The sequence below is a fragment of the Streptacidiphilus jeojiensis genome, assembly GCF_042510965.1.
Taxonomy (GTDB): Bacteria; Actinomycetota; Actinomycetes; order Streptomycetales; family Streptomycetaceae; genus Streptacidiphilus; species Streptacidiphilus jeojiensis.
This window is the reverse complement of the sequence record NZ_JBEUKS010000001.1, coordinates 125,422-138,503: the sequence shown is the minus strand read 5'-3', so window position 1 is coordinate 138,503 and position 13,082 is coordinate 125,422. Positions and strand designations below refer to the sequence as shown.

Annotated in this window: 15 protein-coding genes; 6 read left to right on the top strand and 9 right to left on the bottom strand. The window is 72.2% G+C overall.

The window, feature by feature from the left end; translation table 11 throughout:
- Positions 1–53 precede the first annotated feature (53 nt).
- The gene (locus tag ABUW04_RS00700) at positions 54–482 is read right to left on the bottom strand and encodes an SRPBCC family protein (protein WP_380561627.1); all 429 of its coding nucleotides are present in this window, start codon (positions 480–482) and stop codon (positions 54–56) included.
- Positions 479–826, bottom strand: a complete 348-nt coding sequence (locus ABUW04_RS00695; protein ID WP_380561625.1) for an ArsR/SmtB family transcription factor — start codon at positions 824–826, stop codon at positions 479–481. The genes ABUW04_RS00700 and ABUW04_RS00695 overlap by 4 nt, the downstream gene beginning before the upstream one ends.
- Before the next feature lie 114 nt (positions 827–940).
- Between ABUW04_RS00695 and ABUW04_RS00690 the strand changes: the two genes are divergently transcribed.
- Positions 941–1,708: an SDR family oxidoreductase gene (locus ABUW04_RS00690; protein WP_380561623.1), complete on the top strand. Its 768-nt coding sequence runs from the start codon at positions 941–943 to the stop codon at positions 1,706–1,708.
- Between the two features lie 80 nt (positions 1,709–1,788).
- Here the strand turns inward: ABUW04_RS00690 and ABUW04_RS00685 are convergent, their stop codons facing one another.
- Complete coding sequence (locus tag ABUW04_RS00685; RefSeq protein WP_380561621.1) at positions 1,789–2,526, bottom strand: SDR family NAD(P)-dependent oxidoreductase; 738 nt, start codon at positions 2,524–2,526, stop codon at positions 1,789–1,791.
- Positions 2,527–2,681: 155 nt separating this feature from the next.
- On the opposite strand from ABUW04_RS00685, the gene ABUW04_RS00680 reads away from it, so the two are divergent.
- From ABUW04_RS00680 to ABUW04_RS00660, 5 genes are all read left to right on the top strand, one after another.
- Complete coding sequence (locus ABUW04_RS00680; RefSeq protein ID WP_380561619.1) at positions 2,682–3,686, top strand: RNA polymerase subunit sigma-70; 1,005 nt, start codon at positions 2,682–2,684, stop codon at positions 3,684–3,686.
- An 80-nt stretch (positions 3,687–3,766) separates the two neighbouring features.
- Entirely contained in the window at positions 3,767–4,723 is a 957-nt protein-coding gene (locus ABUW04_RS00675) for a GlxA family transcriptional regulator (protein ID WP_380561617.1), read from the top strand.
- A 117-nt stretch (positions 4,724–4,840) separates the two neighbouring features.
- The gene (gene gap / locus ABUW04_RS00670) at positions 4,841–5,839 is read left to right on the top strand and encodes a type I glyceraldehyde-3-phosphate dehydrogenase (protein ID WP_380561615.1); all 999 of its coding nucleotides are present in this window, start codon (positions 4,841–4,843) and stop codon (positions 5,837–5,839) included.
- A gap of 137 nt (positions 5,840–5,976) precedes the next feature.
- Complete coding sequence (locus ABUW04_RS00665) at positions 5,977–6,441, top strand: MerR family transcriptional regulator (RefSeq protein ID WP_380561613.1); 465 nt, start codon at positions 5,977–5,979, stop codon at positions 6,439–6,441.
- Entirely contained in the window at positions 6,441–7,448 is a 1,008-nt protein-coding gene (locus ABUW04_RS00660) for an NAD-dependent epimerase/dehydratase family protein (protein ID WP_380561611.1), read from the top strand. Before ABUW04_RS00665 ends, ABUW04_RS00660 begins: the two co-directional genes overlap by 1 nt.
- Before the next feature lie 24 nt (positions 7,449–7,472).
- Here the strand turns inward: ABUW04_RS00660 and ABUW04_RS00655 are convergent, their stop codons facing one another.
- The 6 genes from ABUW04_RS00655 to ABUW04_RS00630 all read right to left on the bottom strand — a co-directional run bounded on the left by ABUW04_RS00655 (position 7,473) and on the right by ABUW04_RS00630 (position 13,010).
- The gene (locus ABUW04_RS00655) at positions 7,473–7,997 is read right to left on the bottom strand and encodes an AAA family ATPase (protein ID WP_380561609.1); all 525 of its coding nucleotides are present in this window, start codon (positions 7,995–7,997) and stop codon (positions 7,473–7,475) included.
- Between the two features lie 109 nt (positions 7,998–8,106).
- Complete coding sequence (infA, locus tag ABUW04_RS00650; RefSeq protein ID WP_030252641.1) at positions 8,107–8,331, bottom strand: translation initiation factor IF-1; 225 nt, start codon at positions 8,329–8,331, stop codon at positions 8,107–8,109.
- 46 nt (positions 8,332–8,377) lie between these two features.
- Complete coding sequence (locus ABUW04_RS00645; RefSeq protein ID WP_380561607.1) at positions 8,378–9,175, bottom strand: GNAT family N-acetyltransferase; 798 nt, start codon at positions 9,173–9,175, stop codon at positions 8,378–8,380.
- 207 nt (positions 9,176–9,382) lie between these two features.
- On the bottom strand, positions 9,383–10,078 hold the full coding sequence (locus tag ABUW04_RS00640) for a response regulator (RefSeq protein WP_380561605.1): 696 nt from the start codon (positions 10,076–10,078) through the stop codon (positions 9,383–9,385).
- Positions 10,075–11,751 (bottom strand): ATP-binding protein, encoded by a 1,677-nt coding sequence (locus ABUW04_RS00635; protein WP_380561603.1) that lies wholly within the window; start codon positions 11,749–11,751, stop codon positions 10,075–10,077. The genes ABUW04_RS00640 and ABUW04_RS00635 overlap by 4 nt, the downstream gene beginning before the upstream one ends.
- Positions 11,752–11,909: 158 nt before the next feature.
- On the bottom strand, positions 11,910–13,010 hold the full coding sequence (locus ABUW04_RS00630; RefSeq protein ID WP_030252635.1) for an ABC transporter substrate-binding protein: 1,101 nt from the start codon (positions 13,008–13,010) through the stop codon (positions 11,910–11,912).
- Between the last annotated feature and the right edge of the window lie 72 nt (positions 13,011–13,082).

Sequence of the window (13,082 nt, the reverse complement as noted above, 5' to 3'; positions counted from 1 at the left end):
CGGCGCGCGGTCATGGTTCGGCGCGACCTCGGGTAGCTCCACCGCGACGGCGGTCAGCTCTGCGCGAGCAGGGCGGCGAGCCGGTCGCAGATGCTGGCCCAGGCGAGCCGGGCGCCGTCCTGGATCGGCCGGGTGGGGATGCGCTCGTGGAGGATGGTCATCTCGGTGGCGTCCCCGTCCGGACGCAGGGTGACGGTGACCTGGGTGGTGTGGTTGGCGGTGGTGTCGGCGGCCCAGGTGAAGACCAGCCGGTGCGGGGGATCGACCACGAGGTACTCGCCGGTGACCTCGTCGGCGCCGCTGGCCAGGATCTTGACGATGCGGTAGCGCCCGCCGACCACGGGATCGCAGCTGGCCTCGGCGACGAAGCCCGGGTCGGGGCAGAGCCACTGCTGGAGCCGCTCGGCGTCGGTCCAGGCGTCGAAGACCTGCTCGGGGCTGGCCTTGAGGGTGCGGGTCACCCTGACCACCGACTCGTTCACGGCGTGGGCCCTTTGTGGAGGTGCTGTTCCAGGTGGTCGGCCAGGGCGTCGGCGCGCCGCTCCCAGAAGCCGGTGTAGTCGCTGATCCACTTCTCGGCCTCGGTCAGCGGCTGCGGGTCGGCGCTCAGGTAGTGGTCCCGGCCGCGGACCTCGCGCCGGACCAGGCCCGCGCGCTCCAGCACGACGATGTGCTTGGAGACGGCGGCCAGGGACATCGGCAGCGGTTCGGCGATCTCGGTGACCCGGGCCTCGGCGCTGCGCAGCCGTTGCAGGATCGCCCGGCGGGTGGGATCGGCCAGCGCCATGTAGGTCAGGTCCAGCGGGGTGGAGACACGTTCAACCATATTGCTGAATGTTAGCGCGGCGACTATGTTTAACCAACAGGTTGAATGTTTGATCCGTGCAGTTCCGTGCAGTACAGCACCTCCCTCCGCTCCCAAGGCAAGGAGACGGCACCCATGCGTCCCACCGAACCCACCCCGACGACAGGGCCGACCCGGACCGCGATCGTCACCGGCGCCGGCCGTGGCTTCGGCCGCGCCACCGCCATCGCACTGAGCCGGGCGGGCATGCAGGTCGTCGGGGTCGCCCGCGACCGCACCGACCTGGAGAAGGTCCACGCAGAACTCGGCGACTCCTTCGTCCCGTTCGTCGCCGACGCCACCGACCCGGCCATCGCCGAACAGCTGCTGACCCGGTACACCCCGCACCTCCTGGTGCTCAACGCCGGAGCCGTCCCGTACGCCCGCCCGGTCCAGGAGTACACCTGGGAGGACTTCAGCCTGCACTGGCAGGTCGACGTCCAGCACGCGTTCCACTGGACCCGGCTGGCGCTGACCGCGCCGCTGCCGCCGGGCAGCACGGTGCTCGCGGTCTCCAGCGGGGCGGCCCTGCGCGGGTCGCCGGTCAGCGGCGGCTACGCCGGGGCCAAGGCCACCATCCGGTTCCTCGCCTCCTACGCGGCCGAGGAGTCCCAGCGGGCCGGTCTCGGGCTCCGGTTCCTGTCGGTACTGCCGCCGATGACCCCCGGCGCCCGGGTCGGCGACGCCGGAGTCGCCGGCTACGCGGCCCGGGCCGGTGTCACCGAGGCCGAGTTCGTCCAGCGGCTCGGCCCGGTGCCCACCCCGGACCAGATCGGCCGGACCATCGCGGACCTCGCCTTGGAACCCGACCTCACCCACAGCAGCTACCAACTCACCGCATCGGGGCCGGTCGGCCTCGACTGACACGACGTCAGGGGCGCCACCGCAGCGGTGGCGCCCCTGACGTCGTCCCGCTGCCGTGCGGCAGGCAGCGATCGCGACGGTCAGCCCATCGCGGCGATCGCGGCGATCAAGGGAGCGTTGGCCCGCTCCAGGGTCTTGACGGCGTCCCCGTCCCAGCCCGCGGCCAGCACCCCTGACATCGGGTCAGGGAAGATCTCCTCCCGGCCCGCCGCGACCCCGTCCAGGATCGCCGCCGCGACCGCCGCCGGTGCGGCCTTGGGCACGTCCAGGTCGCGCGACATCTCGGTGTCGACCGGCCCGGTCAGCACCGCGTGCACCCGGACGCCCTCCGGAGCGAGCATCGCCCGCAGCGACTGCGTCATCGACAGCGCCGCAGCCTTCGAGGCGGAGTACGCCGGGATGAACGGCAGCGACGCCAGCGAGGCCAGCGAGAGCACATTGACCACCGCCCCGCCGGAACGGACCAGCGCGGGGCGGAAGGCCTGGGTCAGTGTCAGCGGCCCGAACAGGTTGACGGCCAGGTGCTCCTCGACCACGCCCCGGTCCGTCAGGTCGTCGGAGCGGGCCAGGCCGGCGTTGTTGACCAGGACGTCCAGCGCGTCCACCCGCTCGGCGGCCGCCTGGATCTGTCCGGCGTCGGTGACGTCGAGCAGCAGCGGGACCACCCGCTCGTCGGGGTGGGCGAACGGCGTCCGGGACGCCGCGTAGACGCGCCGCGCGCCGCGCTGCAGCGCCTCGTCGAGCAGCGCGCGGCCGATGCCGCGGTTGGCGCCGGTGATCAGGATCGTGCGGTCGGTCAGGGTGGGCAGGGTCGACATGGGTCACTCCACGGTCGAAGTCGAACAGTTGTCGATGGGGCAGACACACCCGGCCCCGCTTTCTGGTCACCCGGCGGCGACCAGTTCCGCGGACCGCCGGTGTCAGTACCGGAAGAGACCATGAAGACGGACGACCACGGACAACGGAGGACCCCATGCCGGCCTCGACCGAACTGCTGGCGCGAGCGCGCACGGGCGACCGCGACGCGTTCGCCGAACTGGTGCGGCCGCACCGCCGTGAGCTGCACGTGCACTGCTACCGCATGCTCGGCTCGCTGCAGGACGCCGAGGACGTGCTCCAGGAGACGCTGCTCGCCGCGTGGGTGGGCCTCGGCGGGTTCGAGGGGCGCTCCTCGGTACGGACCTGGCTGTACCGCATCGCCACCAACCGGTGCCTGAACGCGCTGCGCGCGACAGGCCGACGGCGACCGGCCGCCGAACCGCTGCCCGTTCCGCCTCCGGAGCCCTCCGCTCTCGGCGAGGTGCTGTGGCTGCAGCCCTTTCCGGACCTGCTGCTGGACGACCTGCCCGACCACGACCCCGGTCCCGAGGCGCGCTACGAGTCGCGGGAGGCGATCTCGCTGGCCTTCGTGACAGCCGTTCAGCTGCTGCCGCCGAACCAGCGCGCCGCCCTGCTGCTGCGCGATGTGCTCGGCTACCGCGCCCGCGAGGCCGCCGACCTGCTCGGGGTCACCGAGGACACGGTCACCAGCGCCCTCAAACGGGCCCGCGCCACCCTGGACCGCACCCACCGCACCGGACCGCCCGCACCGGAGCCCGGCAGCGCCGCCGAGCGCGAACTGCTGGATCGCTTCGTCGAGGCGTTCGTCGAACTCGACGTCGACGCACTGGTCGCCATGATGACCGACGACGCCTGGGTGCGGATGCCGCCGCTGCCGTTCGAGTACCGCGGCACCGACGCGATCCGCCGCTTCTTCTCCGCGCTGGACGCACACCGCCGCGGGATCGCGCGGATGCTGCCGGTACGGGCCAACCGGCAGCCCGGCTGGGGGGAGTACCGGCGCGACCGGACCACCGGCCGGCTGCACCTGGCCGGCATCGAAACCGTCGCCCTGGCCGGTGACCGGATCCGGGAGATCACCCGTTTCGACACCGCCACCGCCCCGTACTTCGGCCTGCCCCGCAGCCTGGACGGGTGACCCGCCGCCACCGCGCCGACGCCCACCGCGACCCAACTGGCCTGCGCTGATCCGGATCCGCTCGCGGTTAGTCTGTCCCCGTGTCCGCCTCGCCCCTGCGCCGCGTCGCCGTCCTGGTCCTCGACGGTGCCAAGCCCCTCGACGTCGGCATCCCCGCGCAGGTCTTCTCGACCCGCGCGAGCATGCCCTACGAGGTGCGGGTCTGCGGCGCGGCGCCCGGGCTGGTGGCCGGTGGTGACGGACTGTCGTACCACGTCGCCCACGGGCTCGAAGCGCTCGCATGGGCGGAACTCGTCCTCGTGCCCGGCTACCGCTTCCCCGACCGGGACACCCCGCCGCAGGCCGTCATGGACGCACTGGCGGCCGCCCACGACCGCGGAGCGCGGCTGGCCGCCATCTCGACGGGGGCCTTCGCGCTGGCGGCCGCCGGACTGCTGGACGGCAGGCGCGCCACCACGCACTGGCACTACACCCGGGCCCTGGCCGAGAAGTACCCGCGGGTCCTGGTCGACGAGAACGTGCTGTTCGTGGACGCGGGCAGCGTGCTGACCTCGGCCGGCGCCGCCTCGGGGATCGACCTGTGCCTGCACATCCTGCGCGGGGACCTCGGCGTGGCCGCCTCCAACCACACCGCCCGACGCCTGGTCGCGGCCCCCTACCGCAGCGGCGGCCAGGCCCAGTACGTGCCGCGCAGCGTGCCCGAGCCGCTGGGGGAGCGGTTCGCCGTCACCCGCGAGTGGGCGCTGCACCGCCTGGGCGAGCCGCTGACCCTGGAGATACTCGCCCGGCACGCTGCGGTGTCGCCGCGGACCTTCTCCCGCCGCTTCGTCGAGGACACCGGCTACACCCCGATGCAGTGGGTGATGCGGGCCCGCCTCGACGTGGCGCGGGAACTGCTGGAGCGCTCCGAGCGCAGCGTCGAGCAGATCGCCGTCGACGTCGGCCTGGGCACCGGCACCAATCTGCGGCTGCACTTCCAGCGGATCCTGGGCACCACGCCGAGCGAGTACCGGCGCACCTTCGCCCGCGGCGAGTAGCCCTCCGGCGCAGCTTCGACGCCTTGGCGAGATCCTTTCGAACCATGGCACTCACGCCCCTGCCACCGGCCGGCGGCGCAGGCGAACCTGGTGGTGACTGGAAGGGACACACCACTCATGACTCGTATCGCCGTCAACGGATTCGGCCGCATCGGACGCAACGTCCTGCGTGCCCTGCTGGAACGCGACAGCAAGCTGGAGGTCGTGGCCGTCAACGACCTCACCGAGCCCGCCACCCTGGCGCGGCTGCTCGCCTACGACACCACCGCTGGCCGGCTCGGACGCCCGGTCACGGTGGACGGGGACACCCTGGTCGTCGACGGCCACCGGATCAAGGTGCTCGCCGAGCGCGAGCCGGCTCAGCTGCCCTGGGCCGAGCTCGGCGTCGACCTCGTGCTGGAGGCCACCGGCCGCTTCACCTCGGCCGCCGCGGCCCGCGCCCACCTGGACGCGGGCGCCAGGAAGGTACTGGTCAGCGCGCCCTCGGACGGCGCCGACGTCACCCTGGCCCTCGGCGTGAACACCGACGCCTACGACCCGGCCCGGCACACGATCGTCTCCAACGCCTCCTGCACGACCAACGCGCTCGCGCCGCTGGCCGCGGTGCTCGACGAGCTCGCCGGTATCGAGCACGGCTTCATGACCACCGTGCACGCCTACACCCAGGAGCAGAACCTGCAGGACGGACCGCACCGCGACGCCCGCCGGGCCCGTGCCGCCGCCGTCAACATCGTGCCCACCACGACCGGCGCCGCCAAGGCGATCGGGCTGGTGTTGCCGCAGTTGGAGGGCAAGCTGTCCGGCGACTCGATCCGGGTGCCGGTCCCGGTCGGCTCCATCGTCGAGCTCAACACCACCGTCGCCCGCGACGTGACCCGTGAGGACGTGCTGGCGGCCTACCGCACGGCCGCCGAGGGACCGCTGGCCGGCGTCCTGGAGTACTCCGAGGACCCGCTGGTCTCCTCCGACATCACCGGCAACCCGGCCTCCTCGATCTTCGACTCGGCGCTCACCCGCGTCGACAGCCGCCACATCAAGGTGGTCGCCTGGTACGACAACGAGTGGGGCTTCTCCAACCGCGTCGTCGAGACCCTGGAGCTCCTGGCCGCCGGCTGAAGGGCTGACCGGCTGACCGGCTGAACGGATCACCGCGAACGCATCCGGCCCCGGGGCGCCCGCCGCCCCATCCGGCGACGAAACCCGAGGTCGGACGCGTTTGCCTTCAAGCGCTTGAGGTATGTGACGCTGACTGCATGCCGACCTTCACCATTCAGGATGTGTCACGGCGCAGCGGGCTGAGCGAGCCCACGCTGCGGTACTACGAGGACGTCGGGTTGATCGGTCCGATCGATCGCGACGAGAGGAGCGGGCACCGCCGCTACGGCGAAGCGGACCTGCACACGCTGGAGGCGCTGGCGTGCCTGCGCGCGGTGGGCCTGAGCATCGAGGAGATGCGCACCTACCAGGCCAACCTCGCCCACCGGCAGACGGCGGCGGGTGAGCAGCGCGACCTGCTGCTTCGCCACGCGGAGCGCATCGAGGCCGAGATCGTCGCCCAGCATGCGCGACTCGGCTACCTGCGTGCGAAGGCGGAGCTGTGGGACGCCCGCGAGCGCGGCGACGCCGAGGCGGAGGCCGCAGCGATGCGACGTGCCATGGACGCTGCCGGAAGTCTGGCCGTCGGAAGTCTGCCCGTCGGAAGTTTGGGGGCGCTGTGATGAGCCCGGTTCTGGTCACCGGAGGATCCGGCTACCTGGCGACGCACCTGATCGCCGCACTGCTGCGATCCGGGAAGCCGGTGCGCACCACGGTGCGCTCCACGGCCCGCGAGTCCGAGCTGCGCGCCGCGGTGCGCCGTGGCGGAGCCGACGACGCCGGGCTGGAGATCGTCGCGGCGGACCTGATGTCCGATCAGGGATGGCCTGCCGCGGTGGCGGGCTGCGAGGAGGTGCACCATGTCGCCTCGCCCATCCCGGTCGCCCAGCCGAAGGACCCCGACGAGCTGATCGTGCCCGCCCGCGAGGGCGCGCTGCGGGTGCTGCGTGCCGCCCGCGACGCGGGTGCCCGGCGCACCGTACTGACCTCGTCGTTCGCGGCGATCGGCTACACGCCAAAGCCGGGTGCCGAGTTCACCGAGGAGGACTGGACCGACCCCGACACGCCGGGGCTGGCGCCCTACCCGCGCTCCAAGGCGGTCGCCGAGCGCGCCGCGTGGGACCTGATGGGGCGTGAGGGCGGTGACACCGAACTGGTCGTCGTCAACCCGACGTTCATCCTCGGGCCCAGCCTCACCAGCGACCTGCGCTCCTCGACGTACCTGGTCAAGGCGATGCTCGACGGGACTATGGAGGTCACGCCGCGTTCCCCCCGCTTCGGTGTCGCCGACGTGCGCGACGTGGCGGATCTGCACATCCGTGCGATGGCCGCGCCGGAGGCTGCGGGGAAGCGCTATCTGGCCGTCTCGGACGGCCCGGCGATGAGCTTCCTCGAGGTGGCCGACGTCCTGCGGCGACGGCTGGGCCCGCTGGCCGCACGCGTGCCGACCGAGGAGGCCCCGGGGGAGGAGCCGCCGCGGCCGATCATCCACAACGACCGGGCCCGCAACGAACTCGGCTGGCACCCGCGCCCGGCCGAGACCACGATCGTGGAGACCGCGGAGAGCCTGCGGGACCTCGGCCTGCTGGACACAGGTGGGCCTTCGGCAGGGGAGGGCGCAGCTCACTGACACTGGTCGGCAGGCGGCTGGTCCTCAGCGTGGGAGCCGGCGGGCAGCGTCGGCGGAGAGTCGGTCGCGGATCTCCCGCAGGCAGTCCTCGACCGTGCGGTGCGCGGTGTCCACGGTGATGTGCTCCCGGTCCCAGGCGTCGTAGCGACGGTCGACGATCTCCTGCCAGGAGGGCAGCGGCAGTCCCGGGATGTCGACGGTGCGTCCGGCCGCGCGGCGGCGGTGCTTGGCCGGGTCCGAGCAGACGACCTCCACCTCGGCGAAGGGCACCTGGACTTCGGCGGCCAGGTCCTGCCAGCCGTCGCGGGTGACCGCGAGCGGGTTGACGCACTCGGCGACCACGGTGAGTCCCTGCCGCAGATGGTCGGCGGCGAGCGCGTGCGCGACGGTGTAGCCCACCGGGCCGAGCGGGTGCTCGGCCGTGCCCGAGCGCACGATGGCCTGTTCGATGGTGTCGATCCGAAGATGGACGGCCGTCAGGTCACGGGCGAGGAGCCGGGACAGGGTTGTCTTGCCGGTGGCCGGCAGGCCGCAGACGACGATCAGCATGCCGCCCATTGTGTACCCGGAGGGCCGGACCCCGTGCCGGTCGCCGCCACCGACCCCTGGCTGCGACCGGCTGCTGCCGACCGGCCCGCAGGCCGGTGGCCCGACGGCGTTAGTTGCGGTAGCGGAAGAGGATCCGGCCGCGGTTGAGGTCGTACGGGCTGAGCTCCACCAGGACCCGGTCGTACGGCAGGATCTTGATGTAGTTCTTCCGGATCTTCCCGCTGATGTGCGCGAGGACCTTGTGCCCGTTCTGCAGCTCCACCGTGAAGGTGGCGTTGCGCAGGCACTCGATGACGGTGCCCTCGACCTGGATGCCTTCTGCTGTCTTCGTCATCGCTCCACCTCGTTCGGTCGTGCGGTCAGGGGGGTGTGGCGGGGCGTCAGCGGCATGCCAGCTCCAGGTTGCCGCCGGCGAGCCGGGAGCCGAGGCCCTCGAACAGTGCCGTCGCCGCCTTGTTGGACTCGTCGACCTCGGCCGAGGCCGCTGCGACGCCGGAGCGGTGCAGCGAACCCAGCACCTCGGCCAGCAGTGCCCGGGCGATGCCGTGGCGCTGCTGGTCGGCCCGGACCGCGATCAGCCCGATTCTCGGCTGCCGCGGTACCGGCGCCAGCCTGACCAGGCCCACGTAACGGTCGCCGCGCGCCGCCACCGCGTACCTGGACGGGTCCAGCACGGTGATCCCGCGCGGGAGCGGAACCACCTCCGCCGGCATCGTCTCCCAGCCGACGGTGGCCCCGACCTCCGCGCGGACGGCACGGTCCAGGGCGCGCAGCGGACCGTCCTCCGCCTCGCCGAGCGGCATGACGGTCACGCCTGACGGCGGTCGCACGGCGTGCAGCCCGGTCAGCTCCGGATCGGTGGGGACGAGGTACTCCCGCTCGCGTCGCCGGACCTGGAAGCCGATCCGCTCCCAGCCCGACCTCTGGTCGAGGTCGGCCTCGTCGACCACGGTGTGCAGCGGCCTGGGCAGGTCGGTCAGCATCGCGTCGGCGAGGCGGTCGAAGACCGCGCCGTGCCACGCGTCGATGCTGAGGAAGACCCGACCGTCGGGCCGGGGTGAGGTGTGGCCGCGCCCCACGACCTGGTCGTCGTCCAGGGCGTGCCACTGGCGTTCCGCGACCCGGGTGACCACCACCGGGTGCTCGTTGGTTGCTGCGGTGGAATGCAGAGGGTTCATAGGTGTCTGCCTCTCAGGGGAGCCTTGCGTTCAGGCGCTCCCGGCGACACCTACGTCAACCGCCCGACCATGAAGGACAAGGGGAGCACCCATGGGACACAGCGTTCACGGGTCTCACCTCCAGAGGTCTGCTTCACGGTCGCGTGCACGTTACCAACCGCCGGCCGTCGTGCCCAAACCCTTTTCCGGGTTCCGGCCGAGGGACAGTCAGGTCGCCGCGCGGTAGCGGTGCTCGGGTCGGCCGGCGGAGCCGTAGCGCAGTTCCAGCCGGGCCAGGCCGTCGCGGACCAGGTAGGAGAGGTAGCGCTGGGCGGTGGGCCGGGAGACCCCGGTGATCTCGGCGACTTCCGCGGCCGACAGGTCGCGTTCGCGCACCGCTTCGCGGACCAGCGCCAGGGTGGGCGCGGAGAGCCCCTTCGCCAGGGCCTGCGGCGCGGGGGTGGGACGCGCGGCGTTGAACAGGGCGTCGACCTCGGCCTGATCGGTCTGGGCGCTCGGGCCCCGGGACTGGACGCGCTGGTGCAGTTCCCGGAAGGCAGCCAGCCGCTCGCTGAACGCGGCGAAGCCGAAGGGCTTGACCAGATAGCCGACCGCGCCGAGCTTCATCGCCGAACGGACGGTGGCCAGCTCCCGTGCCCCGGTGATCACTATCGCGTCGGGTCCGGTCCCGGTCCCGGTCCCGGCCGCGTCCGCGGCGAGCTGGTGCAGCACGTCCAGGCCGCTGCCGTCGGGCAGGTAGACGTCCAGGAGCAGCAGGTCCGGCTGCAGTTCGCGAGCGGCCTGCACCGCGCCACGGACCGTCGACGCCTCGCCGACGACGGTGAACCCCTCGGTGCGCGCCACGTAGCGCGCGTGGATGGCGCCGACACGGAAGTCGTCGTCCACGACCAGAACGCTGATCACCAGCGATCGCCTCCTGAGGTTGCGAGTTCGAACGGGGCGGCTTGGCCGGGCCGGTCGCCGTCGGCCGGGGCGGTGTCCGACAGCGGGAGCGTCACGGTGAACACCGCACCCGCACCGCTGCTCACCGTGATGGTGCCGCCGCGGTGCCGCACCAGCCGGTGCACCAGGGCCAGCCCGAGTCCGCGCCGGGCGGTGCCCCGGTCCGGCCGGGTCGACCAGCCGTCCTGGAAGATCGACTCCATGGCGTCGTCGGGCACGCCCGGGCCCGAGTCGGCGACCTGGACGGTGACCGCGGTGCCCGTCTCCAGCAGCGACAGCCGTACCTCGGCCTGCGCCGCCCCGGTCGTGGTCCCGGACACGGCGGCGTCCACGGCGTTGTCCAGCAGGTTGCCGACGATGGTGAGCAGTCCGTGCAGGTGAGCGGGCTGCTCGCCGAGCCGGGACTCCTCGGTCAGGGTGATCCGCACCCCGCGTTCGGCGGCGACGGTGGACTTCGCCACGATCAGCCCGACCATCAGCGGGTTGCCGATCCGCTGCCGGACCGACTCGGTGAGCGCGGGTTCGACCCCGGCCGACTCCACCGCGTACTCGAAGGCGGCGTCGTGTTCGCCCAGGTCCAGGAGCCCGGCCAGGATGTGCATGCGGTTGGCGAACTCGTGCTGCTGGGCGCGCAGGGCGTCGGTGAGCCCGCGCACCGAGTCCAGTTCGCGCAGCAGCCCGACCATCTCGGTGCGGTCCCGGACGGTGACCACGGCACCCAGTTCGCGTCCGTGCAGGCCCACCGGCATCCGGTTGACGACCAGGCAGTACCGGTCGGTGAGCACGGTCAGGTCGTGGCCGGTGAGGGTGCCGTCGAGGGCGTCGCGCAGACGCCCCTCGGGCAGGACGTCCTCGGGCCGCAGGCCCAGCGCCGCGTCGAACGGCAGCAGCCTGCGGGCCTCGTCGTTGACCACGGTGATCCGGCCGGCCGGGTCGAAGGCGATCACGCCCTCCCTGATCCCGTGCAGCATCGCCTCACGGTCCGTCAGCAGTCCGGCGATCTCCTCAAGCTCCAGCCCGAAGGTGGACCGCTTCAGCCGCCGGGCCAGCGCGTACGAGGCGGCGCAGCCCAGGCACAGGGCGATGCCGGCGTACAGCGCGAAGGTGGGCAGCTCGTGCCAGAGCTGGCCGGCCACCTTGCTCTCCGTGATCCCGACGGAGACCTCGCCGATCACCTTCCCGGACGGGTCCCGCAGCGGCGCCTTGCCGTTGGCCGACCGGCCGGTGACGCCCTGGTCGATGCCGCCGTGCGGCTGGCCGTCGAGCACCACCAGCGGCTCGGAGATCCGCTGCCCGATGAGGTCGGGATGCGGATGGGAGTAGCGGACCCCGTTCAGGTCGACCACGACCACGTAGGACGCGACGGCGGCCTCGGCGATGCGTTCGGCGGCCGGCTGCACCAGCGCCCGGTCGCCCGGGGCGACCATGCCCTGGACGATCTGCGGGTCGGCGGCGGCCACCTGGGCGATGGACATCGCGCGCTGCTCGTACTCGTTGTCCAGCTGGCCGCGCTGCACCCAGGCGAACAGCACGAACCCGATCACGCTGGTCACCGCCAGGATGGCCACCTGACTGGCCAGGATCCGGGTGGAGAGCCTTCGGCCCTGGCCCGTCCGTGGTCTCCTTGGGAACATCGTCTCTCACCGCTCAGCTCTCGAAGCGGCGTCCTTGCCGCACTCGTGGGGCGATTGTCGCTGGTCAAGGGGGATTTGCCCAGTCCCGGGGCAAGGCGCGGGGCCGGCGGCGGACCCGGGCTGTCCAGGACCGGGTCCGCCGCCGGCGGTATGGCGGGTCAGCCGCCGCTGACGGTGAAGCCCTCCAGCTTGTTCGCCGCGAGGACGTACTGGTTGGTGTAGGTGCCGCTGATCTTGACCTTGCTGACGTCGACCCCGGAGATCTTCGCGGTGGCCTGGACGGTCGTCGGGCCGTTGGCGGGCATCATCCCGTCCGGCAGGAACTGGCCCTTGTCCTGGGCCAGCGCGGCGATGTAGTCGGCCTTGGTGATGAGGCCGTTGTTGGTGTACGAAGCGGGCAGGGCGTCGGCGATCTGCGCGGCGGTGTGCGTGTTGATCCAGTGCATCGTCGCGACCAGGGCGTCGACCACCTTCTGCGCGGTGTCCTGGTGCGACTGGACCCAGCTGTTCAGGGTGAGTACGCCGGCGGCCGGCCAGGTGCCGCCCAGCCACTGGGTCGCGCCCGCCGTGCTGGACAGGTCCAGCACCGAGGTCCCGGCGCCGGACTTCTCGATGGCGCTGACCGTGGGCTGGGTGGTGATGGCGCAGGCGACCCGGTTCTGCTTCAGGGCGGCCAGCAGGGTGGAGCCGTCGCCCACGCCGATCCGGTGGAACTGGCTGGTGGAGAGGTTGTAGTGGGCGGCGAGCTGCTGGATCAGGTCGTCGGTGCCGGAGCCGAGGTCGGTGACGCCGATGCTCTTGCCCTTGAAGTCCGAGGGGGTGGTGACGCCCGAGTTCTTGGAGCACATCACCCGCTCGCCGGGGGCGCCGCTGAGCTGGGCGAGGTTGACCACGTCCTTGCCCTTGGCCTGGAAGTCGAAGGTGTGGATGTACCAGGCCCCGGCCATGTCGACCTGACCGGACGCCATCGCGTCCTCGGCGCCGACACCGCCGTTGGTCTCGGTGCTGAGCTGCATGTTGACGCCGTACTTCTTGTAGAAGCCGAGCTGCTGGGCCAGCTCGTACGGCAGGTAGATCTGCTTGTCGATGCCGCCGACCATCATGGTGACCTTCGGCAGGCTGCCGCCCCCGCCGCTGGAGGCGGAGGAGCCGCTGCTGGAGGAGCCGCAGGCGGTGAGCCCGAGGGTGGTGAGCAGACCGGCGGCTGAGGCGAGGGCCAGGGTGCGGCGGGACTTCCGGGTGAATCTGGTGCTGAGCATGGCGCGTACTCCCTTGTACGGGGTGGGGGGCTGTGCGGGGTGGGGGGACTGTGCGGGGTGGGGTTGCTCGGG

Coding starts and splice junctions, on each gene's coding strand:
- ABUW04_RS00695 (WP_380561625.1), bottom strand. CDS start 826: ATGGTTGAACGTGTCTCCACCCCGCTGGACCTGACCTACATGGCGCTG.
- ABUW04_RS00690 (WP_380561623.1), top strand. CDS start 941: ATGCGTCCCACCGAACCCACCCCGACGACAGGGCCGACCCGGACCGCG.
- ABUW04_RS00685 (WP_380561621.1), bottom strand. CDS start 2,526: ATGTCGACCCTGCCCACCCTGACCGACCGCACGATCCTGATCACCGGC.
- ABUW04_RS00680 (WP_380561619.1), top strand. CDS start 2,682: ATGCCGGCCTCGACCGAACTGCTGGCGCGAGCGCGCACGGGCGACCGC.
- gap (WP_380561615.1), top strand. CDS start 4,841: ATGACTCGTATCGCCGTCAACGGATTCGGCCGCATCGGACGCAACGTC.
- ABUW04_RS00665 (WP_380561613.1), top strand. CDS start 5,977: ATGCCGACCTTCACCATTCAGGATGTGTCACGGCGCAGCGGGCTGAGC.
- ABUW04_RS00660 (WP_380561611.1), top strand. CDS start 6,441: ATGAGCCCGGTTCTGGTCACCGGAGGATCCGGCTACCTGGCGACGCAC.
- ABUW04_RS00655 (WP_380561609.1), bottom strand. CDS start 7,997: ATGCTGATCGTCGTCTGCGGCCTGCCGGCCACCGGCAAGACAACCCTG.
- infA (WP_030252641.1), bottom strand. CDS start 8,331: ATGACGAAGACAGCAGAAGGCATCCAGGTCGAGGGCACCGTCATCGAG.
- ABUW04_RS00645 (WP_380561607.1), bottom strand. CDS start 9,175: ATGAACCCTCTGCATTCCACCGCAGCAACCAACGAGCACCCGGTGGTG.
- ABUW04_RS00635 (WP_380561603.1), bottom strand. CDS start 11,751: ATGTTCCCAAGGAGACCACGGACGGGCCAGGGCCGAAGGCTCTCCACC.
- ABUW04_RS00630 (WP_030252635.1), bottom strand. CDS start 13,010: ATGCTCAGCACCAGATTCACCCGGAAGTCCCGCCGCACCCTGGCCCTC.